Here is a 23,932-nt window from a genome sequence, read left to right as displayed (position 1 = left end):
GCCCACCACCCCTCTCCTCCACGAGTTCCGGTGGGAGACCGAAGTGACGACTGTCAAGCGCTGGGGCCCGCCGCTCCTGCTGCTGGCCCCCTCCCTCATCCTGATGGCCGTCTTCGTCTACGGCTTCATCGCCCTCAACTTCCAGACCTCCTTCACCGACTCGCACACCGCCCCGCAGGCCACCGGCGTGCAGCCGAGCGCGTTCGTGGGGCTGGAGAACTACTTCGCCCTGCTCGGCTCGGAGGCCTTCCAGCACTCGCTGAAGAACCTCGTGCTCTACACCGCCGTCTTCCTCGTCGGAACGATGGTCATCGGCTTTCTGTGGGCGTGGGTCCTCGAGCGGCCGGCCAGGGGCGAGGGGTTCTTCCGCTCGGTCTACCTCTTCCCCATGGCCGTCTCGTTCATCGCCTCCGGCGTCGTGTGGCGCTGGCTGCTGAACTCCAACGAGGGCGAGAGCGCGCTCGGCCTGAACCGCCTGTTCCAGATGATCGGGCTGGACTTCCTCCAGAACCCCTGGTGGAACAACGTCACGTGGGGCATCGCGGCCATCGCCATCCCGGCCATCTGGCAGCTCTCCGGCTACGTCATGGCGCTCTTCCTGGCGGGCTTCCGCGGCATCCCGGACGAGCTGCGCGAGGCGGGACGCATCGACGGCGCCTCCGAGTGGCAGCTGTACCGCCACGTGATCTTCCCGCAGCTCTCCCCCCGTCGCGCTCTCGGCGCTGATCATCATCGGACACATGTCGCTGAAGGCGTTCGACCTGATCATGTCGATCTCGAAGCCGTCGAACTACCAGACCAAGGTGCCCGCGGTCGACATGTATGTGTTCAAGTCGAGCTTCGACTACGCCAACGCCGCCGCGGTCGGCTCGATCCTGCTGATCATCGTGGCGCTGCTGATCATCCCGTACCTCGTGCACACCTCGCGGAAGGAGGGCGGACGATGACCACCGCGGTGCCGGCGCCGGCGCCCACCGACGTCGCCCCGGGCCGTCCCGTCACCGCCCCCGCCGGCCGCCCCGCGCAACGGTTCTCCGCGGGCCGGACGGTCAGGTACGCAATCCTCCTCATCTCGCTGCTCCTGGTGCTCATCCCGGTCTACGTGCTGGTCGTGACGAGCTTCAAGGGCCCCGGCGACGCCTCTCCCGCCCGCGCGTGGGCGCTGCCGCAGCTGTGGACCATGGAGAACTGGACCACCGCGTGGGAGACGCTCTCGCCGTCGATCTGGCGCTCCGTCCAGATGGTCGTCCCGGCGTCGATCATCTCCGCGTTCCTGGGGTCGATGAACGGGTTCGTGCTCTCGCGCTGGTCCTTCCGGGGCGCGAACATCGTCTTCACGCTGATCCTGTTCGGGATGTTCATCCCGTACCAGGCGGTGATGATCCCGCTGCTGCAGCTGCTGCTGGAGCTCCAGGTCCCGAGCGGCATCCCCTCCCTGATCCTCGTGCACGTCATCTACGGCATCCCGATCACCACGCTGATCTTCCGCAACTACTACGAGTCGGTGCCGCGGGAGCTCATCGAGGCCGCCCGCGTCGACGGAGCCGGGATGCTGCGCACCTACGTCTCCGTGGTGCTGCCGGTCTCCATCCCGAGCTTCGTCGTCGTCCTCATCTGGCAGTTCACCTCCGCGTGGAACGACTTCCTGTTCGCGGTGTTCTTCTCCTCCAGCCAGAACGGCCCCGTCACCCTGGCGCTGAACAACCTCGCCAACGGCGCGCTGCTGCAGAACTACGGCGTGTCGATGTCCGGCGCGCTCCTGGCCTCGTTGCCCACGCTGCTGGTCTACATCATTCTCGGCAAGTACTTCATCGGCGGGCTGATGTCCGGCTCCGTCAAGGGCTGAACCCGTCCACCGGGCGGACTGCGGACCGCCCGCACCCGTGAAAGCATGGCGGCAACCGACGTGAGGAGCGCTCCGATGTCGTCAACGCCCCCGCCCGGCCGTGAGCCGTACGAGCCGGGCCACCAGTCTTCCGACGCCGGACCGGGCTCCGGTGCCGGGCGTCCCGACACTCCGGGCGGCCCCGGCCCGGAGGACGGCGGACACCACGCCCAGCCCGCGGGCCCCGGCTACACGGGCGCGCCCGGAGCCACCGGAGCGCCGTACCAGGGCGTGCCCTACCAGGGTGGGCCGGAGGCCGGCTACGCGGACGCCGACTACCGGAGCAGCCCCGGCCAGCCCGTCGAGGGTGCCCCGTACCAGCGCGGCTCGTACGGCCAGGGACAGTACGGGCAGCCCCAGTACCAGGGCGACCAGTACCGCGGTACCCCGTACGGCGGCTACCAGGGAACCTCGTACGGCGGCGGGCAGGGCCAGCGCAACGGCATGGGACTGGCCGCGCTCATCGTCGCGGTCGTCTCTCTCGTCATCGCCTGGATCCCGTTCCTCGGGCTTCTGGGCGGCCTCGGCGGGCTGATCGCCGTCGTGCTCGGCGCCATCGCCCTCGGCCGCGCCAACCGCGGCGAGGCCAGCAACCGGGGCACCGCCATCGCGGCCATCGTCGTCGGCGTGATCGCCATCCTGCTGGCGATCGCCTCGACGATGTTCGGCTCCTTCCTGCTCTCCGAGGTCTTCGGGCCGCAGTTCCAGGCCTGCGTGGAGCAGTACGGCGACGACCCGGCGGCGCTGCAGCGCTGCCTGGAGACGGTCGGCTAGCAGCGGCCGGGACCGGCCCGCGGAAAGAAGCGGGGCGGGATGCCGCCCTACCGGAGGCGCCGCCCGTGGGCGGCGCCTCCCGTCGCTGGCTCGGCGCCCCGACCTCAGACGGCCGGCTTCCCGACCCGCGAGTGGTGCTTGCCGGGCCGGTCGGCGTCGTGCCCACGACCGGGACGGTCGGCGGGCGGCCCGACCGGGGTCTCCCCCGGCCTGCCCGGCTCGGTGGGCCGGTCGGACGGCCTGCCCGTTCCCGGGCCCGACGGCGGCTCCTCCCCCTCCGTGACCTCGACGAGGACCGCGACGGTCCTGGCGGGCACGGTGACGGTGCCGGTGGCGGCGTCGTAGGTCGTTCCCCTCACGACGTCGTCGGCGCCCTCCGCCTGGACCGGGGAGAGGACGTACTCCCGGCCGGCCAGCTCCACGACGGTCTCGGTGACCGCCTCGGGCGAGGCGTTGAACACCGTGAGCACGCCGTCGAGCGCCGGGTCGGCGTCCTGGCCGACGCGGTCGTCGACGTGCATGACGATCACGCCGGGCGTCGCCCCGGGTCCGGCGTCCGGGAAGGTGACCTTCTCCTGGATCGCCCCGGCCGAGCCGAGCCGGAAGAGGTCGGTCGAGGCGCGCAGCCGCAGCAGGTCCTGCGCCTGGGCCGCCGCGGCGTCGATGTCGGCCGGGGCCGGCCGGAGCGCCGGGTCGGCGAGGAGCGGCGCCATCTCGTCCCACTTGTCCTCGTTGTCGGCCGCAGGCGGCAGGCCGACGCCGAAGTTGTTCGTCTGCCGGGACCAGTCGAGCAGGTTGAAGTGGTCCCCGGAGTTGTAGCTGTTGCGGTCGAGCGACTTCGAGCGCAGCAGGTCCGCCCCCGGCGTGCCAGAAGCTCGGCGTCTGCGAGAGCGCCGTCGTCGCCAGGGAGAGGGTGTTCATCCGCACCCGGTCCGCCATCGGGGTGTCCACGGGCAGCTTGAGGGTGAGGTTGTCGAAGAGCGTCTCGTTGTCGTGCGCGTCGACGTAGGTGATGACCTCCTCCGGGCTGTCGGCGTACCCGGCGGGCTGGCCGTTGTAGTCGAGCTCCGCGCCGCGCTGGACGGTGCCGGCGCTGGTGAGGAACGAGTACCCGCGCAGGTTCCCGGCCAGGCCGAGCCGCACGAGGTCGGTGGCGTGGGCGAGCCGCGCCTCCTGCTCCTCCGGCGTCCCGGTGGCCACGTCGTTCGGGTCGGTGGCGAGCCCGGAGCCGAAGCCCTGGTTGACCCGCTGGTCCTCGTCGAAGGGTCCGCCGCCGCGCACCGCGTCCCGCAGCCGGTCGGAGAAGGTGCCGATCCCGGTGCCGCCGAGCTGGCCCTGCGTGGCCTGGGTGAACCGGGCGTTGTCCGCCACCTCGCCGAAGTTCCAGCCCTCGCCGTAGAGGTAGACCGCCTTCCCGTCGACACCGTCCTCCTCGAGCGTCAGCTCGTCGAGCGCGGAGCGCACGGCCTCCATGTTCTCCACGCTGTGGTGGCCCATGAGGTCGAACCGGAAACCGTCGACGTGGTAGTCGGCCGCCCAGGTCACGACGGAGTCGACCATGAGCTTCTCCGCCATCTCGTGCTCGGTGGCGACGTTCTCGCAGCAGGTCGAGGTCTCCACGGAGCCGGTGGCCGAGAGACGGTGGTAGTAGCCCGGGACCACGCGGTCCAGGACCGACCTCTCCGCCTGCCCGGACTGGGCGGTGTGGTTGAACACCTGGTCGAGGACGACCTGCAGCCCGGCGTCGTGCAGGCCGCCGACCATGGAGCGGAACTCGGCCACGCGCGCGCCGCCGTCCTGGTTGCCCGGGGAGGCGTAGGAGCCCTCGGGCACGGAGAAGTGGTACGGGTCGTAGCCCCAGTTGAAGCCGTCCTCGTCGGCGACGGCGGCCACTGCGGCCTGCTGCTCGGCCGAGCCGGGCGCGGCGTCCGCCGGGATGTCCGGGACGGCCTGGCGGGTGCGGTCCTCCTCGATCGTGGCGATGTCGAAGGTGGGCAGCAGGTGCACGGTGTTCATCCCGGCATCCGCGAGGTCGCGCAGGTGGTCCGTGCCCGCGGTGCCCTCGAGCGCGAACGCGGCGTAGGTGCCGCGCAGCTCCTCGGGGACGGTGGTGTCGGCGACGGAGAAGTCGCGCACGTGGAGCTCGTAGATCGTCCGGTCGACGGGGTTCTCGACCACCGGGGCGGGCGTCTCGCTCCACAGTCGGGGCGCCCACACGTCGTCGTCGAGGTCGAGCAGCACGCTGTGCGTGGAGTTCAGCGTCAGCCCGACCGAGTAGGGGTCGGTGACCACGTTGGTCTCCACGGCCCCGGTGGCGGGGACGAACACGTCCACCTCGTAGCGGTAGGCGCGGTCCTCCCAGGAGGCGTCGCCGGTGACGGTCCAGGCGCCGTCGTCCTCGCGGGCCATGTCGACCCGCTCGGGCTCACCGGTGCCGGCTCCGTCGGCCCACAGCAGCAGGTCGACGTCCTTGGCGGTCGGCGCCCACAGCGCGAGCGACGGGACGCCGTCGGCCCAGTCCGCACCGAGCGTGCGGTTCGCGGCGGCGCCGGCGTAGAGGTCGTCGAGCACCCCGGGCACCTGGACGCCGGTGAAGGCGGCCGCCGCCCCGTCGGCCTCGCGCTGGAGCACCGCGAGCTCGCCGGTGAGGAGGTCTGCGACGGCGGAGCTGTCGAGGCCCTCGACCGCGAGCGCCACGGAGTCGGCGAGGTGCGGGAACCTGTTGCGAAGCTCCTCGCTCAGGCCGTCCGCCGCGTGGGTCAGCGCCACCTCCTCGCCGCCGGTGACGGCGCCGTCGGCGAGCGCGAGCCCGCCGTCGGGGGCGTGGTGCAGCGACCACTGCAGCGTGGAGGGGTCCGCGCCGCCGAGCAGGTCCCGCGGCCACGCGATCGTGGCGGCGTCGAGCCAGTAGGCCCGCTGCTGCCCGACGCCGGCCAGCGGCGGGTCGGTGACCTCGATCGTCAGCACGTGGGTGTCGATGTCGTAGGCGAACGTCACCGACCTCCCGGCCGTGGCGGAAAAGGTGTAGTTCGCGCCGTCCCGGGCGCCGCCGACGCCGTAGTTCTCGGTCCAGCTGCGGTTGTGGGCCACCTTGGCCTCGTAGGAGCCGGACGGCAGGTCGTCGGTGGTGAAGGTGAACGTCCCGTCCTGGTCGGGGTCGAGCATCCAGGTGGCGAGGCAGTCGGGCTGCCAGTCGCCGGGGCAGCCGAGCTCGTCCTGGAACGAGCCGGGCAGGGTGACGATCGGGCCCTGCGAGGTGTTGGTGAAGTCGTGGGTGACCGGGTCGTAGAGGAAGGCCACCTCGCCGCCGGGGTGGGTGTAGCGGGCGTTGCCGCCGCCGGGGACGCCGCCGGCGCCGTAGTTGACGTCCCAGCTGCCGCCGACGGCGATCTTGTACTCGTAGTCCCCTGCGGGCAGCGTGAACGTGCCGACGTACTTGCCGGACGGTTCGTCGAGGGTCAGCGCGGCTGCGGCACAGTCGGGCTGCCAGTCGCCGGGGCAGCCCATGGCGGCGTGTGGGAGCCGGGCACGGTGACGAGGTCCCCGCCGACCGGCTCCTCGGCCGGGTCGCCCGAGACGTCGACGCCGACGGAGCCGAAGGTGGACGCCGCGGACCTGTTGCCGGCAGCGTCCACGGTGACGGCGCGGTACTCCACGAGCGACCCGGCCGGGAGGCCCTCCGTGTCGTGGAAGACGCGTGGGGTGTCGTCCTCGGCGGTGCCGAGCAGCGTCCAGTCCTGCTCGCCCACCGGGCGGTAGGAGAAGGTGGTCTCGGCCCAGACGTCGTCGGCGATGTCGGCGCTCACGGGCGCGACGCCCTCCACCTCGGCGCCGGGTGCCGGCGTGAGGGTGACCGGCCCGGCCTCCTCGGGCGCCCCCACGGTCCGGTCGGCCTCGAGGACGACGGCGGTCAGGGCCGGGACGGTGAGCGTCACCTGCCCGGCCGCGTCCGCCGTCGTCGGCTCGTCCGTGCCGTGCAGCGGCGCGTAGGTCGCGCCGGGGGTGAGGGTGGCGAACGTGGCCGTCTGCGCCGTCGCCGCGTTGTTGACGCCGACGAGGTGCTCCACCTTCTCCCCGCGGTCGACGCGGGCGAAGGCGTAGACGCCGGGGCCGTCCGTGGCGTGCAGCTCGATCTGCGCGCCGGAGTCCAGCGCCGGGTGGGCGTCGCGCAGGTCGGCGAGCGCCGCGATGTGCCCGTACAGCCCGGCGCCGGTGTCGAGGTGGTCGCCGGTGCCGAACGTGGTGCCGTCGAGCAGGGGCTGGTCGACGTACTCCTGCGTCTGCGAGGCGAACATGTCCTGGCGGGCGGACTTGTCGTTGCCCAGGCCCACGAAGCCCTGCTCGTCGCCGTAGTAGACGACGGGCTGGCCGCGGGTGAGGTACATGAGCGAGTGCGCCAGCTCGGAGCGCTCGAGCTCGTTGCCGGTGCCCTGGAGCAGGTTGCCGACGCGGCCCATGTCGTGGTTGCCGAGGAAGGTGGGGAGCGCGTCGGCGCTGGAGTGCGGCGTCGTGTAGTGGTCGTCCGAGGCGAACAGACCGGACAGGCCGGTCGTGGTGAAGCCCTTGGCGAAGTTGAGGGCGGCCGCCTGGTAGGCGAAGTCGAGGACCGAGGACATGTCCGTGTCGCGCACGTACGGCGAGGTCAGGCGGGCGTCGGCGTCGTAGACCTCGCCGAAGGTGAAGAAGTCGGGGTTGGTGGCGGCGGCGTGCTCGTCGATCGCCGCGGTCCACTCCTCCCAGAACTCGAAGTTGACGTGCTTGGCCGTGTCGATGCGGAACCCGTCGATCCCGAGGTCCATCCACGCGGTGTAGACGTCCGTCATCGCCTGCACGACCGCCGGGTGCTCGGTCATGAGGTCGTCGAGGCCGTCGAAGTCCCCGTGGGTGACCGACTCCCCCCGACCACGTCGAGCTGCCGCGGTTGTGGTACAGCGTGACGTCGTTCAGGGCCTCGGGGACCACCTCGCCCGTGCGCTGCGGCGTGTACGGGAACGACGTCGCCGCGTCCAGCTCGGGGAAGGTGCCCGTCCCGGCGTGGTCCGCCGGGTCGAAGGCGTTGCCGGCGGCGTCGAGGTAGGGCGCGGTGGCCTGGTCGACGTAGTCGTAGCGGCCCTCGGCGTACTCGATGAGGTCCGCGGTGTGGTTGGTGATGATGTCGAAGTAGACCTTGATGCCGCGGGCGTGGGCGTCGGCGATGAACTCCTCGAGCTCGGCGTTGGTGCCCAGGTGCGGGTCGATCTGGGTGAAGTCGGTGATCCAGTAGCCGTGGTAGCCGGCGGAGGCGTCCGCGCCCTCGCCCTGCACCGGGTTGTTCTTGAACGACGGCGTCAGCCAGATCGCGGTGGTGCCGAGGCCCTCGATGTAGTCGAGCTGCTGGCGCAGGCCGGCGATGTCACCGCCGTGGTAGAAGCCCTTGTCCGTGGGGTCGTACCCGGTGGTGAGCCGGTCGCCGTCGAGGCCGCCGGTGTCGTTGGCGGGGTCGCCGTTGGCGAAACGGTCGGTGAGGACGAAGTAGAAGTTCTCCCCCGACCCGGGCGTGCGCACGGGTTCGGCGACCAGCGCGTCGTCGGCGGCGGTGTAGCCGCCGGCCAGGCCGGGGACCTCGAGGCGGAGGCGGTCGGTGCTGTCGTCGAACACGAAGCGGAGCGTGGCCGGCGCGGTCAGGTGCAGCGGGACGTTCTCGGCCGGGTGCGACTCGTCCCAGGTGCCGTCGAGGGCGACCTTGTACTCCCACGATCCGGCGGGCACCTCGGCCTCGAGGGCGTAGACGTCCGGGACGTCGGTGGCCGTGAGCGCGGTCGCGGTGCAGGCGGTGTCCCAGTCGGCCGCGCAGCCGAGCTCGGTCTGCAGGGAGCCGGCGAGGACCACCTGCCGATCGGCGTCGGTGACCGCGGCTCGCCGGGTCGGTGGCCAGGCGGTCCAGCACGCCGCCCCAGCGTTCGAGCACCTCCGCGGTCGCCGGGTCCACCCCGGCGGGCGGGGCCGCCTCGCGGACGGCGCCGGCGATGACGTCGAGGTACTCGCGCTGGATCTCCAGGGCGCTCATCTCCCGCCCGTCGGAGAGCGTGAGCCGGTGGGTCAGCGTCGTGTCGTGGCTGACCTCCCACGTCTCCCCCACGGGGTTGGCGATCATCAGCGCGTCCAGCGCCATGGGCACGGCGTCCTGCTCGAGCAGCCACAGCACGAGCGAGGTGGTGCCCATCTTCAGGTAGGTGGAGACGTCGAAGAGGTTCGCGTCTCCGCCGATCGCGTGCAGCCGGCGGTACCGCCCGGCGTCCGCGTGCGGCTCGTCGCGGGTGTTGATGATCGGCCGGTTGAAGGTGGTCTCGAGGCCGACGTCGTTCTCCACGTAGTCGGCCCGCTGGGAGATCTGGAACCCCGGCCTCTGGCTGCGCTGCCCGATGCCGACGCGGCCCGCACCGCAGAAGATCGGCCGGGTGACGAAGAACGGGGTGAGGTAGCGGATGATGTCGCCGAAGTTCACCGACCGGCTGACCAGGTAGTTCTCGTGGGTGCCGTACGCCGCGCCCTTGCCGTCGACGTTGTTCTTGTACAGCACCACGTCCGGCAGCCCCGGCACGGCGCGCAGCGCGTCCATGGCGCCGCGCATCACCAGCTCGCCCGCCCGGTCCCACCGCACCGCGTCGAGCGGGTTGGTGACCTCGGGGCTCGAGTACTCGGGGTGCGCGTGGTCGACGTACAGCCGTGCCCCGTTGCTCAGGACGGCGTTGTTCGCCGTGGGGAGGGCGGCCTCCGCCTCGGTGGGCCGCCGCACGTGGCTGGTCCGCACGCCGGGTGCCGTCACGGCGCCGTCCTCGGCGGAGGGGGCGGGGGCGGACGGGTCGTCGGTGACGTGCGCTCCGCCCACGAGCTCGAGTACCTCCTCATCGCCTCGCCCGTCGGCCCGTACTTCACCACGGCTTCCAGCCCGTGTCGATCTGGGTGGCGCAGGACTACCACCGGGTGGGCCCGGGCGGCATGGGGCGGCGAAGACCGGCGGCAACTACGCCGCGTCGCTGCTGCCGCAGCAGGAGGCCTACGAGAAGGGCTTCGAGCAGGTCTGCTTCCTCGACGCCGCCACGGGCACGCATCTCGAGGAGCTCGGCGGGATGAACGTGTTCGTCGTCGACGCCGACGGAACGGTCCGCACCCCGTCGCTGACCGGCACGATCCTCGAGGGCGGCACCCGCGCGGCGATCCTCCAGCTGCTCCGCGACGCCGGGCGCACCGTCCGGGAGGAGACCATCGAGCTGGCCCCGCTGCTCGAGCAGATCCGCTCGGGCGACGTCGTCGAGACGTTCGCCTGCGGCACCGCCGCCGTGATCACGCCGATCGGGCGCCGCAGGTGGCGCCGGACGGGCGTGCGGCGGGTCGCGAGCGGCGGTGTCGGTGCCCGGACGTAGCGTGACCGCCATGCCCACCGCCCTCCTCGACGTCGCGCCCGGCCGACGGCTCACGCTCGACGACGCCACCCGCGCCGCAGACGGCCGCGGCACCCCGGTCCAGCTCGGCCTGGACGAGATCGGCACGCCCCTCCACGAGGTGACGTTCGTCGTCGTCGACCTCGAGACCACCGGAGGATCGCCGGAGGGCGCGGAGATCACCGAGATCGGCGCGGTGAAGGTCCGTGGCGGGGAGGTCCTCGGCGAGTTCCAGACCCTCGTGAACCCAGGGCTCCCGATCCCGCCGATGATCACCGTCCTCACGGGCATCACGAACGCCATGGTGGTGGCCGCCCCACGGATCGAGGAGGTTCTTCCCGCGTTCCTCGAGTTCGCCGGGCTGGGCACCGGCACCGTGCTGGTCGCCCACAACGCACGGTTCGACGTCGGGTTCCTGAGGCACGCGACCGAGCGGATGTCCCTCGTGTGGCCGCGTGCGCAGGTCCTCGACACGGTGGCGCTCGCCCGCCGGGCCGTGACCCGCGACGAGGCGCCGAACCACAAGCTCGCCACGCTCGCCGCCCTCTTCTCCGCAGAGGTCACCCCCGACCACCGCGCGCTGCACGACGCCCGGGCCACCGTGGACGTGCTGCACGCGCTGCTCGCGCGGATGGCGCCGCTGGGCGTCACGCACCTCGAGGACCTGCGTACGGCCGCCGACCCCGTACCCCAGCGGCGCCGGCGCAAGGCCTCGATGGCCGACGGCCTGCCGGAGTGTCCGGGCGTGTACCAGTTCCTCGGCCCGGGGAACGAGGTGCTGTACGTGGGGACGGCGGTGAACCTGCGCCGCCGCGTGCGGCAGTACTTCACCGCCGCGGAGAAGCGCGCCAGGATCGGAGAGATGCTCGACATCGCGGTCGCCGTCCGCCCGGTGCCGTGCGCCACCGCGCTGGAGGCGCAGGTGCGCGAGCTGCGCCTGATCGCCGAGCTCGACCCGCCGTACAACCGCCGCTCGCGGCGTCCCGACCGGCGCCCGTGGCTGCGGCTGACCGACGAGCCGTTCCCCAGGCTGAGCGTCGTGCGCCGCCTGCCGGCGGCCGTGCTGGGCGACGCCCTGGGGCCGTTCAGCTCGCGCAGCGCGGCGGAGGCGGCGATGGAGGCGCTCCAGGAGGTCTCGACGGTGCGCAGGTGCACGCCGCGGCTGCCGGCGACGCCGAAGCCCGGCGCGAGCTCCTGCGTGCTCGCCGAGATGTCGCGCTGCGCGGCTCCCTGCGTAGGAGGGCAGGACCGGGACGGGTACGCCGTCGCGATCTCCCCCACCCGGCGGGCGCTGCAGGCGGACGTGGACGCGGCGGTGGAGGCGCTCCACCGCAGGATCCGGGTGCTGGCCGGCCAGCAGCGCTACGAGGAGGCGGCCACCCAGCGGGACCGGCTGGCCTCGCTGCTGCAGGGTGCGCGCCGCGCCGAGCGGCTGCGGCCCATCGTCGCCACCCCCGAGATCGTGGCTGCCCGGCGCCGGGACGAGGGGGGCTGGGAGATCGTCCTGGTTCGGCACGGACGCCTGGCCGGCACCGCGGTCTGTCCCCGGGGCACGGACCCCATGGTCGTCGTCGCGTCCCTGGTCGCCGGCGGCGAGTCCGTGACGGCACCCGCCACCGCGTGCGGCGCGGCGCCGGTGGAGGAGACGGAGCTCGTCGCGGGCTGGCTGGAACGGCCGGGGGTCCGGCTGGTGAGCGTGGAGGAGGGGCCGGTGCCCCTCGCCTGCCCCGTGCGCGGCGCTGCGAGACACCAGGTTCCGGGCAGAGGATGATGGGAACCGTCCCGGTCCGTCCGCGCGCCGCCGCGCCTGCGGACGGCGCGCACCGAACCCGCTAGGAGCCCACCATGCTGACTGCCATCGTCCTCATCGACGCCGACGCCGCCCGGATCCCGGAGGTCGCCCAGGAGGTGGCCGAGCTGGACGGCATCAGCGAGGTCTACTCGGTCACCGGCGACATCGACCTCATCGCCGTGGCCCGCGTCCGCGAGCACGAGGACCTGGCCTCCGTCGTCGCCGACAAGCTGGGGAAGGTCGAGGGTGTCCTGCGCACGCAGACGTACATCGCGTTCCAGGCGTACTCGCAGCACGACCTCGAGCAGGCGTTCCACATCGGGCTGGACTGAGACGGACGCGCCCGCGCCCACGTCCGGGCGCTGGCGCGTCGGCGGCGCAGCCGGACTAGCGGGTGAGCGCCACCCAGCGTTCGAGGAGATCCGCCGCGGCTCCCGAGTCCACCGCGCGCGCGGCGTGCTCCATGCCGGCGCGCAGGCGCTCCACGAGGGTCCCGCCGCCGGCTCCCGTCCCGGGCAGCGACGCGTGGGCGACGAACGCGCCCGCCGCGTTGAGGATCACGGCCTCGCGCACCGGTCCGGGCTCCCCCGCCAGGACGCCGCGGGCGACGCCGGCGTTGTACCGCGCGTCACGGCCACGCAGGTCTGCGACGGTCGCGGTCGCCAGCCCCAGGTCCGCGACGGCGTCCACGGTGTGCTCCGTGACGGTGCCCCCGCGCACCTCCCAGACCTCGTTCAGGGCGGTCGCGCTGAGCTCGTCAAGGCCGTTCCGGCCCCGGAAGACGAGTGCGTCGGTCCCGCGTCCGGCGAGCACCCCCGCCACCAGTGGGGCGGTGCGGGCGTCGGAGACGCCGATGGCACCGGCCCGTGGGCGCGCCGGGTTGGTCAGCGGACCGAGGACGTTGAAGGCGGTTCCCACCCCGAGCTCGCGCCGGGTGGGGGCGGCGTGCCGCATGGACGGGTGGAAGAGGTTCGCGAAGCAGAACGTGATGCCCAGCTCGCGGTACACCGCCTCCACGCGAGGGATCGGCAGGTTGAGATCCACACCGAGCGCCTCGAGCACGTCGGCCGAGCCGGAGGACGAGCTCGACGCCCGGTTGCCGTGCTTGACCACACCGACCCCGGCGGACGCGATGACGAGCGAGGCCATGGTGGAGATGTTCACCGTGTGCAGGCGGTCGCCGCCGGTGCCGACGATGTCGACGGCGTCGTGGCCGTCCACGTCGATCCGCTCGGCGTGGGCGAGCATCGCGTCGGCGAGGCCGCGGAGCTCGTCGACGGTCTCCCCCTTGGTGGCCAGACCGACGAGGAAACCGGCGAGGAGGGCGGGGGTGGTCTGGGCGGTCATCACCTGGTCCATCGCCCAGGCGGTGTCCTCGGCGGAGAGGTCCTGGCGGGCGACGAGCCGGGCGATGAGGTCGGGCCAGGTGGGCCCGGACCGTCGTTCGTGGACGGAGTCGCTCACCGCTGGCGTCCGCGGCGCAGCAGGCCGGCCACCGCCTCCTGCAGCTCGATCGGGTCGTACGGGGCGCTGACGACGGCGTCCGCGTCGGCCCAGGTCGCCAACCACTGGTCCTGGGGACGGGCGGTGAGGATGAGGACCGGGGGGCACTCGAAGATCTCGTTCTTCAGCTGCCGGGAGATGGCCATCCCGCCGGCCTTGGCCGCCTCGCCGTCGAGGACGAGGATCGCGAAGCTGCCCTCCTCGACCTTCTTCACCACACCCGCGTGGGTCGCCGACTCCGTCCAGCGCACCAGCGGCAGCCCCTTGCCCGGCCGCCTGCCCACGGCCTCGATGACTGCCCGGCGGGTGTCGACGTCGTCGCTGTAGATCAGAAGGTCGACGGTCTCTGCCTCGGTCGCCACGTCCGGGTGGCCGATCTCGGTGCTGGTCATCGAAGTCCTCCAGGCAGGTGCGGGGCGGGCGCGGCCGCTCCGGTCGGTGTCGTCGGCGGGCGCACGGCTTCGCGGGCGGCCCCGCCCTCCTGACACATGCTAGTGCCGCGGACGATGCCGGGTGGGAACGGCCCGGCGGCGGCGCTTCCCGGGGCGACGTCGGCGACCGCGCGACCCGCCGTGCCGAGCGCCCTGCGCAGGATGGAGGTCATGGCGGTCAGGGTATGGGCCGGGGCGGCGTCAACGCATCAGGAGCATGACGGCGGTGACGGTCGCGCCCAGGACGGACAGCGGCACCGCCGCCAGGGTGCCGAGGAGGGCCACGATCGTCACCCGAAGGTCGTCGGCGAGGTACGGCGCCCGGACCCGGCCTCCCGCCGCGACCAGCGCGGCGCGCTGCGCCGCCTCGACGCGCGGCAGGAACCGGGCGGTGCGCACGGCGCCCTCGGCCATCGCGGCGTTGAGGGTGTCCACCTCGTCCTGCAGCGCGTAGCGGGCCGGGTCCTGCCCGCGGGAGTCCACGACCACCACCGCACCGTGACCGCCGACCACCGTGTGGCGCAGCTCGAGGTCGCGCGTCTGCGACTGCAGGCGGGCGCGTCGCACCGCGAGCACCAGGCACGGGGACCGCGAGCAGGAGCGCGAGGGCGAGCGGGACCCAGGCGGTCCAGCCGGTCCCGCCGGCACCGAGCAGGACGCCGAGCAGCGCGAAGATCCCGACCCCGACCCCCGCCGTGGTCAGCAGCAGCGCGCCGGGGCGGCGCGCCACGCGCACCAGCGTCGGCACCACCTGGTTGAGCATGTCCCCGGCCGCGGTCATGCGGAAAGCGTCGCACGACGGCGGAGCGTCCGAGCCCGGCTCATCCCTGGGCGAACACCGGGAACTCCTGCGGGACCGACCCCCGAGCCCGCCCGGGGCAGGGTGCCGCTTAGTCGATATCGGCGGCGCCGTGGGACCATGAGGTCTGGTCCAGTCCTGCGCGCCTCCGGGCGCTCCGTCCGTCTCCCGAGGTAGTTGCGTGTCACCGATCCCGTCCCCGGCGCAGGCCGCGCAGATCCGGCCGGCGGCCACCCCGCCCGAGCTGCTGCGGAACTTCTGCATCATCGCCCACATCGACCACGGCAAGTCGACGCTGGCGGACCGCATGCTCCAGCTGACCGGGGTGGTCGAGGAGCGCGCCATGCGTGCGCAGTACCTCGACCGGATGGACATCGAGCGGGAGCGGGGCATCACGATCAAGTCGCAGGCCGTGCGGATGCCGTGGGAGGTCGGCGGGCAGCCGTACGCCCTGAACATGATCGACACGCCCGGCCACGTCGACTTCTCCTACGAGGTGAACCGCTCGCTCGCCGCCTGCGAGGGCGCCATCCTCCTGGTGGACGCCGCGCAGGGCATCGAGGCGCAGACGCTGGCCAACCTGTACATGGCCATGGAGAACGACCTCACCATCATCCCGGTCCTGAACAAGATCGACCTGCCCGCCGCCCAGCCCGAGCGGTACGCGGAGGAGCTGGCCAACCTCATCGGCGGCGACCCCGAGGACTGCCTGCGCGTCTCCGGGAAGACGGGCGCCGGCGTCGTCGAGCTTCTCGACCGCATCGTGCAGGAGGTCCCGGCGCCCGTGGGGAACGCCGACGCCCCGTCGAGAGCGATGATCTTCGACTCCGTCTACGACACCTACCGCGGCGTCGTCACGTACGTGCGCGTCATGGACGGTCAGCTCAGCCCGCGCGAGCGCATCCAGATGATGTCGACGCGCGCCACCCACGAGCTGCTGGAGATCGGCGTCATCTCGCCGGAGCCGATCCCCTCGGACGGTCTCGGCGTCGGCGAGGTCGGCTACCTCATCACCGGCGTGAAGGACGTGCGTCAGTCAAAGGTCGGCGACACGGTCACCAACCAGTCCAAGCCGGCCGCCGACCCGCTGGGTGGCTACCGCGAGCCCAAGCCGATGGTCTTCTCCGGCCTGTACCCGGTGGACGGTTCCGACTACCCCCGTGCTGCGCGACGCCCTCGACAAGCTCAAGCTCAACGACGCCGCCCTCGTCTACGAGCCGGAGACCTCGGTCGCGCTCGGGTTCGGTTTCCGCTGCGGCTTCCTCGGCCTGCTGCACCTGGAGATCGTGCGCGAGCGTCTCGAGCGCGAGTTCGACCTCTCGCTGATCTCGACGGCGCCCAACGTCTCCTACGACGTCGTCACCGAGGACGGCACGACCGTCCACGTAACCAACCCGAGCGAGTTCCCCGAGGGCAAGATCTCGTCCATCAGCGAGCCCGTGGTGCGCTCGACGATCCTCGCACCGAGTGAGTTCGTCGGGGCGATCATGGAGCTGTGCCAGGGCCGGCGCGGCACGCTGCTCGGGATGGACTACCTCTCGGAGACCCGCGTCGAGCTGCGGTACACGCTGCCGCTGCAGGAGATCGTCGGCGACTTCTTCGACCAGCTGAAGTCGAGGACGCGCGGCTACGCCTCCCTCGACTACGAGCCGTCCGGGGACCAGGAGGCGGACCTCGTCAAGGTCGACATCCTCCTCAACCATGAGCACGTCGACGCGTTCTCCGCGATCGTCCACCGCGACAAGGCCTACGCCTACGGCGTCAGCATGGCGGGAAAGCTCAAGGAGCTGATCCCCCGCCAGCAGTTCGAGGTGCCGATCCAGGCCGCCATCGGGGCGCGGGTGATCGCCCGCGAGACGATCCGGGCCCTGCGCAAGGACATGCTCGCCAAGTGCTACGGCGGTGACATCTCCCGCAAGCGAAAGCTGCTCGAGAAGCAGAAGGAGGGCAAGAAGCGCATGAAGAGCATCGGGCGGGTCGACGTCCCGCAGGAGGCCTTCATCGCCGCGCTCACCTCCGACGCCCCCACCGGCAAGAAGTAGTGGGCGGGACCGTCACGCACGTCTGCCGCGTGCAGGAGCTCCGCCCGGACGCCGGCAGCGTCGGGGTCACGGCGATCGACAAGCGGCCGGCCGGCGGGCCGGTCCGCGTCGGGCGTTACGGCCTGCGGGGCGACGTGCAGGCCGACCGCAAGGACCACGGCGGCCCTGACAAGGCGGTGTACGCCTTCGACCAGGCCGAGGCCGACTGGTGGGCGGGTCAGCTCGGTGAGGAGGTGCCCGCCGGCCGGTTCGGCGAGAACCTGCGGATCTCCGGTCTGCCGGTGGACGACGCCGAGATCGGCGAGCGGTGGCGCATCGGCGAGTCGCTGGCGCTGGAGGTCACCGGCCCGCGCACACCGTGCGCGACGTTCGGGCGCTGGCTCGGGCAGGACGGCTGGGTCCGCCGGTTCAGCGCACGGGGCCGGTCGGGGGTCTACCTGCGTGTGCTCGTGCCCGGCGACGTGTGCGCGGGGGACGCCGTCACCGTGACGCACCGTCCCGGTCACGGTGTGACCGTCGCGGGCTGGTTCCCCCGGCAGGACCCTGATGACGCGCGCACCCTGCTCGCCGCGGATTCCGACGGCGCGGTCTCGCTCGCCGGATACCTGCGCGAGTACGTCGTGCGCGCCGCCTCGCGGACGGCCGTGCCGGCTCGCTGAAGGGCACTGCCGCCTTGCGGACGGCCGTGCCGGCTCGCTGAAGGGCACTGCCGCCTGGCGGACGGCCGTGCCGGCTCGCCGAAGCGGTGCCGACGCTCGCGGACCCGGGCGCGGAGGGCCGGCCGGAGGGTGGCCGAGACCACCCGGGGAGGGCCGCGCACGCGGTCGGCGGTGAGCGATGATGGAGTCCATGCCTGCCCTGCCCGACGGCGAGACGCCGCCCGACGACGGTGCACTGCCCCTCTCCAGCGCTCGCGGCGCCGACGACCGCGACCTCGGCGTCTACCTGCACGTGCCGTTCTGCCGCGTGCGCTGCGGCTACTGCGACTTCAACACCTACACGAACGCCGAGCTCGGCGGCGGCGCGAGTGCGGACAGCTACGCCACCACCGCCCTGCGCGAGATCGAGCTGGCCGGCCGTGTGCTGGCCGATCCCGAGCTGTCCCGCGCCGGGCTGTCCTCCCGCCAGGTCTCGACGGTCTTCGTCGGCGGCGGTACCCCGACCATGCTTCCGGTCGGCGACCTCGCAAGGATGCTCCACGGGGTGCGTGAGACCTGGGGGCTCGCACCAGGCGCAGAGGTGACGGCGGAGGCGAACCCCGACTCCGTCGACCCGGCCGCACTCGAGGCGCTCGCCTCGGCCGGCTTCACCCGGGTCTCCTTCGGCATGCAGTCGGCCGTGCCGTCGGTGCTCCGCACCCTCGACCGCACCCACGACCCGGAGCGGCTCCCGGACGTGGTCCGGTGGGCGCGGACGGCCGGCCTGGAGGTGTCGGTCGACCTCATCTACGGGACCCCGGGCGAGTCCCTCGAGGACTGGCGGACGAGCCTCGACGCCGCCGTCGCCCTCGAGCCGGATCACGTCTCGGCGTACGCGCTGGTGGTCGAGCCCGGCACGAAGATGGGCGCCCAGGTCCGGCGCGGAGAGCTCCCGCTCCCGGACGACGACGACGCGGCGATCAAGTACGAGCTCGCCGACCAGGTGCTCTCGGAGGCGGGGTTCGGCTGGTACGAGGTGAGCAACTTCGCCAGGAAGGACCCGTCCGACCTGCCGGGTCGCCCGCCCCGGCACGCGAGCCGGCACAACCTCTCCTACTGGCGCGACCAGGACTGGTGGGGCGTCGGTCCAGGAGCGCACAGCCACGTGGGGAACGTCCGCTGGTGGAACGTCAAGCACCCGCGGACCTACGCCTTCCGCCTGGAGCAGGGCCTCAGCCCGGCCGCCGGCAGGGAGATCCTCGACGAGGGGACCCGTGAGCTCGAGAGGATCATGCTCGGCGTCCGCCTGGCCGACGGGCTCCAGCTCGAACCGGGCACGGGCCGGGTGCCGGAGCGGCTGCGTGGTGCGGTCGCCGACCTGCTCGGGCAGGGGCTGATCGACTTCCCCGCCGCGCGGCAGGGGCGGGTGCGGCTGACGCGCCGCGGCCGCCTGCTCGCGGACGCGGTGGTGCGAGCGCTGACCGACTGAACGGCGGGCACGCCCCGCCGGTGCAGGCGCACCGCGTGCGCGTGCCCGAGCGGAAGTGCAGGCCGAAGGTCCGTTGACGTGGGGCCCGGACCGGAGTTTCGTAGGTCGTGCCGGTCCATGGCAGCGACGCCCGAGACCGGGGAGGGAGCGCTCCCATGACGCAGAGCCCACCTCCGGGGCGACCTGAAGGTCCCCGGAGTTCTGTTCCGTCCGACGAGCACCAGCAGTCCCACGGCGAGCCCTGGTCGGGCCACGGGCAGCCGCCGCCGACGCACGGGCAGCAGCCGGCCTACGGTCAGCCACCGTCAGGCTACGGACAGCCACCGCCCGCGTACGGTCAGCAACCTGGCTATGCCTCGCAGCAGCCGGCCTACGGGCAGTCCCAGCCGGGCTATGCCGGGCAGCAGCCCGCTTACGGGCAGCCCCCCGGCTACGCCTACGGCGGAGCGCCGGTGGCGCCCCCTGCCCAGCAGGCGTACACGCAGCGCAAGGCGTCGGTCGGAGAGGCGTTCCGCTACGCCTGGCAGGGCTTCAAGGCCAACGCCGGGCCCTGGATCGTGGCGGCCCTCGTGCTCCTCGTGGTGTCCGGGATCGGCTCGAGCATCGAGCAGTCGATCCGGAACCGGAACGTCGACGCCAACCGGCTCGACCCGACGATGACCTTCGCGTTCGACCCCGCGGCGACGGCGGTCAACCTGCTCTTCATGGTCATCAACTTCGCCATCACCGCGGGGCTGGTCTCCGCGGCGCTGCAGACGGTGGACGGCAGGCGGCTGGCGTTCGGCGACTTCTTCCGGGTACCGAACTTCGCCCAGGCGCTGCTCGCCGCCGTGATCATGGCGATCCTGACCGCCGTGGGTTTCATCCTGCTGGTCATCCCCGGCCTGGTCGTGCTCGTGCTCGGGATGTTCTACCTGCAGTTCGCGATCGACCGCAGACTCGCGGCGTTCGACGCGATCAGGGCGAGCTTCCGCCTGGTGATCGACAACGTCGGCACCGCCCTGCTGCTGATCCTCGCCTCGCTCGGCGTGCTGATCCTCGGGGCGATCGCGCTCGGCGTCGGCCTGCTGGTCGCGATCCCGCTGGTCACGATCGCCACGGTGTTCGTGTACCGCCGGCTCGTCGACGGCCCGGTGATGGTTCCGGGCAGCGCCTGAGCCCGCCCGCGCGCCCGCCCGCTGTTCCGGGGCCCGTGCCTGCCGGGCCCGGCTGGTGCCGCACCGCGCGGCCTCCGCGCGCTCGTGGGCCCGCACCAGGTGCGTGCCCACGACCTGGTCCGCCTCGACGTAGGCCGTGCCGCCGGCGCCCCCCGTCGACGTGGAGCACGGCGGCGGCGACGGGCTCCCCGAGCGGTCCGGCGGCGGGCACGGGGACGAGCCGCCCGCCGCGCGCCGCGGCCACGACGTCGAGGAGTCCGGCGGAGCCGTCGGACATCGGCAGCCGGGCGGTCGTGTCGTGCGGGGCGGCCTGCGCCCAGCCGTCGGCGAGGGCGCGGGCGGCCTGGACCGCCGTCAGCGTGCCGGAGAAGCGGTCGGGGGCGAGCAGGATACGCACGGCGCCATCATCCCAGCCGCCCGGAGGGGCCGGGCACCGGCCGGTATGGCAGCATCGGCGCAGCAACCAGGTAAGGAGCGGACGATGGGCAGCGGGCGAGGAGCGGCACGGTGGGCCCCTCTCGTGCTGGGCGCCCTCGTGCTCGCGGGGTGCTCCGGCGGTCGTACCGTCGAACCGGTGGCGCCGGACGCGGTGGCCGAGCAGATCGCCGACGCGCTGGAGAAGGAGGTCGGGGTCCGGCCGGTCGTCACGTGCCCGGAGGAGCTTCCCGCGGAGGTCGGCGCGGACGTCGTCTGCGACCTGACGACCGCGGGCTCGCCGGAGACGATCTACCCGGTCACCGCGACGGTGACGTCCGTGGACACCGACACCGGCCAGGTGAAGTTCGACGTCTCGGTCGCCGACGCCCCCGCGGGCAGCGAGGGTCCGACGACGTCGACCGAGCCCGGCGCGACGGGCGAGGCGACCGGCTGAGCCGGACTCAGACGCGGCCGGCGAGCCTCGCCAGGAGCAGCGCCTCGGCCAGCACGACCTTCTCGAGCTCGCCCAGGTGCACCGACTCGTCCTCGCTGTGCGCACGCGAGTCGGGGTCCTCCACGCCGGTGACGAGGATCTTGGCGCCGGGGAAGACCTCCTGCAGCTCGGCGATGAACGGGATCGACCCGCCCACGCCGATGTCGACCGGATCGGCGCCCCACGCCTGGGCGAAGGCCCACCGGGCGGCACGCATCTCCTCGGTGTCCTCCGTGGCGTCGAACGCCTGCCCACGCTCGCCGGGGGCCACGCTCACCTGGGCGCCGAACGGCGCGTGCGCCATCAGGTGGTCGTGGAGGAGCCGCTCGGCCTCGGCGGGGTCCTGGCCCGGGGCGATCCGCATCGAGAGCTTCGCCCGGCACACCGGGGCGACGGTGTTGGACGCGTGCGCCACGGACGTGGCGTCGAGGCCGATCACGGAGATCGCGGGCTTCGTCCACATCCGGGCGGCGAGCGGGCCGGTGCCGGCGAGGCGGTAGCCGTCCACCACGGAGGCGTCGGCGCGGAACGCGTCCTCCGGGTAGTCGACGTCCGCCTGCTCACGGGAGACGAGCCCCGCGACGGCCACGTCCCCGTTCTCGTCGTGGAGCGTGGCGACCAGCCGGGACATGAGGGTGACGGCGTCGAGGACCGGGCCGCCGAACATGCCGGAGTGGACCGCGTGCCCGAGCACCCGCACCTCGACCTCGCAGTCGACCAGACCACGCAGGGAGGTGGTGAGCGCGGGGACTCCCACCCTCCAGTTGCTGGAGTCCGCGACGACGATGACGTCCGCCTCGAGCCGGTCGCGGTACGCGCGCAGGAAGGGGGTGAAGGTCGGGGAGCCGATCTCCTCCTCGCCCTCGACGAACACGGTCACGCCCACGCCCAGCTCGTCGCCGAGGACCCGCAGGGCCCCCACGTGCGCCATGATGCCGGCCTTGTCGTCCGCGGCGCCGCGGCCGTAGAGCCGCTCGCCGCGCTGCGTGGGCTCGAACGGGTCGGTCGTCCAGCCCGAGGCGTCGCCCGGGGGCTGGACGTCGTGGTGGGCGTAGAGCAGGACGGTGGGCGCGCCGTCGGGGCCCGGCCGGTGGGCGACGACGGCGGGACGGCCCCGCCCGCCGTCCGCGAGCTCGACGTCGAGCACGTCGACCTGCGGCATGCCGGCGTCGCGCAGCAGGGCGGCGACCGCCTCCGCGCTGGCACGGACGTGCGCCTGGTCGAAGGCCGGCGAGGAGACGCTGGGGATGCGCACGAGCTCCTCGAGGTCGGAGCGGACGCGGGCGAAGGCCTCGTGGGTCCGGCTGGCGAGTTCGTCGACTGTGGTCACCCGAGCGAGGGTAGTCGCCCGTCCGCTTCCCCGGCTCGACTACCCTGCTGGGGTGATCGGACGCAAGAAGACCCCCGTCGAGCCTGAGCCGCAGCCCGTCGAGACGGTCGGCGGCAAGGGCCGCCCCACGCCCACGCGCAAGCAGGCGGAGGCCCGCAACCGTCGCCCGCTCGTGCCGGACGACCGCAAGGAGGCCCGCCGGATCGCGCGCGAGAAGCGGAACGAGGCGTACACGAGGCAGCGCCAGGCGATGATCACCGGCGACGAGCGCTACCTGCCGCTGCGCGACAAGGGGCCGGTGCGCCGGTACGCCCGCGACTACGTCGACGCGCGCTGGTCGATCGCCGAGTTCTTCATGCCGCTCGCCCTGGTGATGATCGTCGCGATGATGTTCGCCGGGCAGTTCCCCCAGCTCGCGAACGCGCTGGTGCTCGGCATGTACGGCGTGCTCCTCGTCGCGATCGTCGACTCGCTGGTCATGGTCCAGATCCTCAAGCGCCGGCTGCGCAGCAGGTTCGGCGCCGACCAGATCCCGCCCTGGACCGGTTTCTACGCGTTCGGGCGCAGCTTCTACTTCCGTCGCATGCGCCAGCCGAAGCCGCAGGTCGCGCGCCGCGAGTACCCGTCCTGACGGTCCCGGCGGCGCGGGAGGTGCCCGCGCGGCCGGGTGCCCCGGTGCGACGTGGGCGGCCGCGCGCCGTCCCTCAGCGCCGGGCGAGGGCCCGGTTGACCCGGCCCGGCCAGGCGGGACCCTCGTAGACGAAGGCCGAGTAGGCCTGCAGCAGGTCCGCGCCGGCGTCGAGCATGGCGCGGGCCCCCGCCTCGTCGGAGATGCCGCCGACGCCGATGATGGTCGCCCGCTCCCCCAGCCGGGCGCGCAGCCGCGACACGACGGCGAGGGACCGCTCCCGCAGCGGCGCACCGGACAGGCCGCCGGGTCCGAGGTCGTGGGCGACCGTTGTGTTCGTCGCCACCACCCCGGCGAGCGAGAGCTCGAGCACCAGGTCCGCGACGGCGTCGACGTCCTCGTCGGAGAGGTCGGGGGCGATCTTGACGAACAGCGGCACCGCTCGGCCGGCGGCGTCGTCGGCGGCGCGGCGCACGGCCGAGAGGATCGGGCGCAGGGAGTCCACCGCCTGGAGATCGCGCAGACCGGGCGTGTTGGGCGAGGACACGTTGACCACGAGGTAGTCGGCCCACCGGGCGACCTCCCGGGCGCTCGTCCCGTAGTCGGCGACGGCGTCCTCGAGCGGGGTGGCCTTGCTCTTGCCGATGTTGGCGCCGACGACGACGGAGCGCCCCCGCCGGGACGCGCGCAGGCGGCGCAGCTGCTCCCCCGCCGCGGCCGCCCCGCGGTTGTTGAACCCCATGCGGTTGCGAAGGGCGCCCAGCTCGACGTGGCGCCACAGGCGCGGGCGTTCGTTGCCGGGCTGGGGCCGGGCCGTCACGGTCCCCACCTCCACGAAGCCGAACCCGAGCATGTCCATGCCGAGCACGGTGTCGGCGTCCTTGTCCATCCCGGCCGCGAGGCCGAGGACGCCGGGCACGGGACGCGCGAGCGGACCACCGTCGGCGGCGGCCGGCACAGGGTGGGACGGGCGGCGGCCGAGCGTGGCCCGCACGGCTGCCGAGAGCACCGGCACGCGGGCCACGGTGCGGATCGCCCCCAGGGCCAGCAGGTGCGCACGTTCGGGGTCGACACGGACCGCAAGGGTGCGGAAGAGGAGCCGGTACACGTCGCGCGAGCCTACCGGCGCACCG

General features: G+C 73.0%; 18 protein-coding genes and 5 pseudogenes. 12 read left to right on the top strand and 11 right to left on the bottom strand.

Translation table 11 applies throughout. From position 1 onward, the window contains the following. Window positions 1-103 precede the first annotated feature (103 nt). Both DA06_RS13080 and DA06_RS13075 read left to right on the top strand, forming a co-directional pair. Window positions 104-947, top strand: a pseudogene (locus tag DA06_RS13080) (carbohydrate ABC transporter permease). Beyond that, entirely contained in the window at window positions 944-1,846 is a 903-nt protein-coding gene (locus DA06_RS13075; protein ID WP_043500759.1) for a carbohydrate ABC transporter permease, read from the top strand. Before DA06_RS13080 ends, DA06_RS13075 begins: the two are co-directional and overlap by 4 nt. Window positions 1,847-2,763: 917 nt before the next feature. Here the strand turns inward: DA06_RS13075 and DA06_RS13070 are convergent. The 3 genes and pseudogenes from DA06_RS13070 to DA06_RS13060 all read right to left on the bottom strand — a co-directional run bounded on the left by DA06_RS13070 (window position 2,764) and on the right by DA06_RS13060 (window position 7,512). After that, window positions 2,764-3,411, bottom strand: a complete 648-nt coding sequence (locus tag DA06_RS13070; protein WP_418608001.1) for an alpha-1,6-glucosidase domain-containing protein — start codon at window positions 3,409-3,411, stop codon at window positions 2,764-2,766. 166 nt (window positions 3,412-3,577) lie between these two features. Then, window positions 3,578-6,109, bottom strand: a pseudogene (locus tag DA06_RS13065) (DUF3372 domain-containing protein); the annotation flags it as partial. Between the two features lie 8 nt (window positions 6,110-6,117). After that, window positions 6,118-7,512: an alpha-amylase family glycosyl hydrolase gene (locus DA06_RS13060; protein WP_052436724.1), complete on the bottom strand. Its 1,395-nt coding sequence runs from the start codon at window positions 7,510-7,512 to the stop codon at window positions 6,118-6,120. A gap of 80 nt (window positions 7,513-7,592) precedes the next feature. On the opposite strand from DA06_RS13060, the gene DA06_RS13055 reads away from it, so the two are divergent. Next, on the top strand, window positions 7,593-7,736 hold the full coding sequence (locus DA06_RS13055; protein ID WP_418608325.1) for a hypothetical protein: 144 nt from the start codon (window positions 7,593-7,595) through the stop codon (window positions 7,734-7,736). A gap of 62 nt (window positions 7,737-7,798) precedes the next feature. Here DA06_RS13055 and DA06_RS13050 read toward each other — a convergent pair. Both DA06_RS13050 and DA06_RS13045 read right to left on the bottom strand, forming a co-directional pair. Further along, window positions 7,799-8,527 (bottom strand): annotated as a pseudogene (locus DA06_RS13050) (alpha-amylase family glycosyl hydrolase); the annotation flags it as partial. An 85-nt stretch (window positions 8,528-8,612) separates the two neighbouring features. Continuing rightward, a pseudogene (locus DA06_RS13045) lies at window positions 8,613-9,434 on the bottom strand (proteasome accessory factor PafA2 family protein); the annotation flags it as partial. Window positions 9,435-9,507: 73 nt separating this feature from the next. On the opposite strand from DA06_RS13045, the gene DA06_RS13040 reads away from it, so the two are divergent. The 3 genes from DA06_RS13040 (at window position 9,508) to DA06_RS13030 (ending at window position 12,204) form a co-directional block, all read left to right on the top strand. After that, on the top strand, window positions 9,508-10,062 hold the full coding sequence (locus tag DA06_RS13040) for an aminotransferase class IV (protein ID WP_418605207.1): 555 nt from the start codon (window positions 9,508-9,510) through the stop codon (window positions 10,060-10,062). A gap of 10 nt (window positions 10,063-10,072) precedes the next feature. Next, window positions 10,073-11,851, top strand: coding sequence for a DEDD exonuclease domain-containing protein (locus DA06_RS13035; RefSeq protein WP_043500748.1), 1,779 nt, complete (start codon window positions 10,073-10,075; stop codon window positions 11,849-11,851). 74 nt (window positions 11,852-11,925) lie between these two features. Continuing rightward, window positions 11,926-12,204 (top strand): Lrp/AsnC family transcriptional regulator, encoded by a 279-nt coding sequence (locus tag DA06_RS13030; protein ID WP_043500744.1) that lies wholly within the window; start codon window positions 11,926-11,928, stop codon window positions 12,202-12,204. Window positions 12,205-12,259: 55 nt separating this feature from the next. Here DA06_RS13030 and trpD read toward each other — a convergent pair whose 3' ends face one another. The 3 genes from trpD to DA06_RS13015 all read right to left on the bottom strand — a co-directional run bounded on the left by trpD (window position 12,260) and on the right by DA06_RS13015 (window position 14,373). After that, window positions 12,260-13,336, bottom strand: coding sequence for an anthranilate phosphoribosyltransferase (trpD, locus tag DA06_RS13025; RefSeq protein WP_043500742.1), 1,077 nt, complete (start codon window positions 13,334-13,336; stop codon window positions 12,260-12,262). Further along, on the bottom strand, window positions 13,333-13,767 hold the full coding sequence (locus DA06_RS13020) for a hypothetical protein (RefSeq protein WP_052436723.1): 435 nt from the start codon (window positions 13,765-13,767) through the stop codon (window positions 13,333-13,335). Before DA06_RS13020 ends, trpD begins: the two co-directional genes overlap by 4 nt. 240 nt (window positions 13,768-14,007) lie before the next feature. After that, the gene (locus DA06_RS13015; RefSeq protein ID WP_418605206.1) at window positions 14,008-14,373 is read right to left on the bottom strand and encodes a hypothetical protein; all 366 of its coding nucleotides are present in this window, start codon (window positions 14,371-14,373) and stop codon (window positions 14,008-14,010) included. A 413-nt stretch (window positions 14,374-14,786) separates the two neighbouring features. On the opposite strand from DA06_RS13015, the pseudogene lepA reads away from it, so the two are divergent. The 4 genes and pseudogenes from lepA (at window position 14,787) to DA06_RS12995 (ending at window position 19,931) form a co-directional block, all read left to right on the top strand. Further along, window positions 14,787-16,647, top strand: a pseudogene (gene lepA / locus DA06_RS13010) (translation elongation factor 4). Between the two features lie 29 nt (window positions 16,648-16,676). Continuing rightward, on the top strand, window positions 16,677-17,306 hold the full coding sequence (locus DA06_RS13005; RefSeq protein WP_418605205.1) for an MOSC domain-containing protein: 630 nt from the start codon (window positions 16,677-16,679) through the stop codon (window positions 17,304-17,306). Window positions 17,307-17,496: 190 nt separating this feature from the next. Further along, the gene (gene hemW, locus DA06_RS13000) at window positions 17,497-18,774 is read left to right on the top strand and encodes a radical SAM family heme chaperone HemW (RefSeq protein WP_043500737.1); all 1,278 of its coding nucleotides are present in this window, start codon (window positions 17,497-17,499) and stop codon (window positions 18,772-18,774) included. Window positions 18,775-18,929: 155 nt separating this feature from the next. Further along, the gene (locus DA06_RS12995) at window positions 18,930-19,931 is read left to right on the top strand and encodes a hypothetical protein (protein ID WP_418605204.1); all 1,002 of its coding nucleotides are present in this window, start codon (window positions 18,930-18,932) and stop codon (window positions 19,929-19,931) included. On the opposite strand, the gene DA06_RS12990 is transcribed toward DA06_RS12995, so the two are convergent. Beyond that, window positions 19,861-20,328: a glycerate kinase gene (locus DA06_RS12990; RefSeq protein WP_418605203.1), complete on the bottom strand. Its 468-nt coding sequence runs from the start codon at window positions 20,326-20,328 to the stop codon at window positions 19,861-19,863. The genes DA06_RS12995 and DA06_RS12990 overlap by 71 nt on opposite strands. 84 nt (window positions 20,329-20,412) lie before the next feature. On the opposite strand from DA06_RS12990, the gene DA06_RS12985 reads away from it, so the two are divergent. Then, window positions 20,413-20,802: a DUF4333 domain-containing protein gene (locus DA06_RS12985; RefSeq protein ID WP_418605202.1), complete on the top strand. Its 390-nt coding sequence runs from the start codon at window positions 20,413-20,415 to the stop codon at window positions 20,800-20,802. Window positions 20,803-20,809: 7 nt separating this feature from the next. On the opposite strand, the gene DA06_RS12980 is transcribed toward DA06_RS12985, so the two are convergent. Next, window positions 20,810-22,171: a dipeptidase gene (locus tag DA06_RS12980; RefSeq protein ID WP_043500722.1), complete on the bottom strand. Its 1,362-nt coding sequence runs from the start codon at window positions 22,169-22,171 to the stop codon at window positions 20,810-20,812. 52 nt (window positions 22,172-22,223) lie between these two features. Between DA06_RS12980 and DA06_RS12975 the strand changes: the two genes are divergently transcribed. Beyond that, window positions 22,224-22,802, top strand: a complete 579-nt coding sequence (locus DA06_RS12975) for a DUF3043 domain-containing protein (RefSeq protein ID WP_043500720.1) — start codon at window positions 22,224-22,226, stop codon at window positions 22,800-22,802. 73 nt (window positions 22,803-22,875) lie between these two features. On the opposite strand, the gene DA06_RS12970 is transcribed toward DA06_RS12975, so the two are convergent. Beyond that, entirely contained in the window at window positions 22,876-23,907 is a 1,032-nt protein-coding gene (locus DA06_RS12970) for a quinone-dependent dihydroorotate dehydrogenase (protein ID WP_043500718.1), read from the bottom strand. Window positions 23,908-23,932 lie beyond the last annotated feature (25 nt).

This window comes from Georgenia sp. SUBG003 (assembly GCF_000715355.2).
Classification (GTDB): domain Bacteria; phylum Actinomycetota; class Actinomycetes; order Actinomycetales; family Actinomycetaceae; genus Georgenia.
Note: the sequence above shows the minus strand (reverse complement) of the source record. Positions and strands in the feature narration are given on the sequence as shown.

Excerpts from the sequence above, each read along its gene's own strand:
- DA06_RS13075 (WP_043500759.1), top strand. The coding sequence starts at position 944 with ATGACCACCGCGGTGCCGGCGCCGGCGCCCACCGACGTCGCCCCGGGC.
- DA06_RS13060 (WP_052436724.1), bottom strand. The coding sequence starts at position 7,512 with ATGACCGAGCACCCGGCGGTCGTGCAGGCGATGACGGACGTCTACACC.
- DA06_RS13035 (WP_043500748.1), top strand. The coding sequence starts at position 10,073 with ATGCCCACCGCCCTCCTCGACGTCGCGCCCGGCCGACGGCTCACGCTC.
- DA06_RS13030 (WP_043500744.1), top strand. The coding sequence starts at position 11,926 with ATGCTGACTGCCATCGTCCTCATCGACGCCGACGCCGCCCGGATCCCG.
- DA06_RS13020 (WP_052436723.1), bottom strand. The coding sequence starts at position 13,767 with ATGACCAGCACCGAGATCGGCCACCCGGACGTGGCGACCGAGGCAGAG.
- hemW (WP_043500737.1), top strand. The coding sequence starts at position 17,497 with ATGCCTGCCCTGCCCGACGGCGAGACGCCGCCCGACGACGGTGCACTG.
- DA06_RS12995 (WP_418605204.1), top strand. The coding sequence starts at position 18,930 with ATGACGCAGAGCCCACCTCCGGGGCGACCTGAAGGTCCCCGGAGTTCT.
- DA06_RS12985 (WP_418605202.1), top strand. The coding sequence starts at position 20,413 with ATGGGCAGCGGGCGAGGAGCGGCACGGTGGGCCCCTCTCGTGCTGGGC.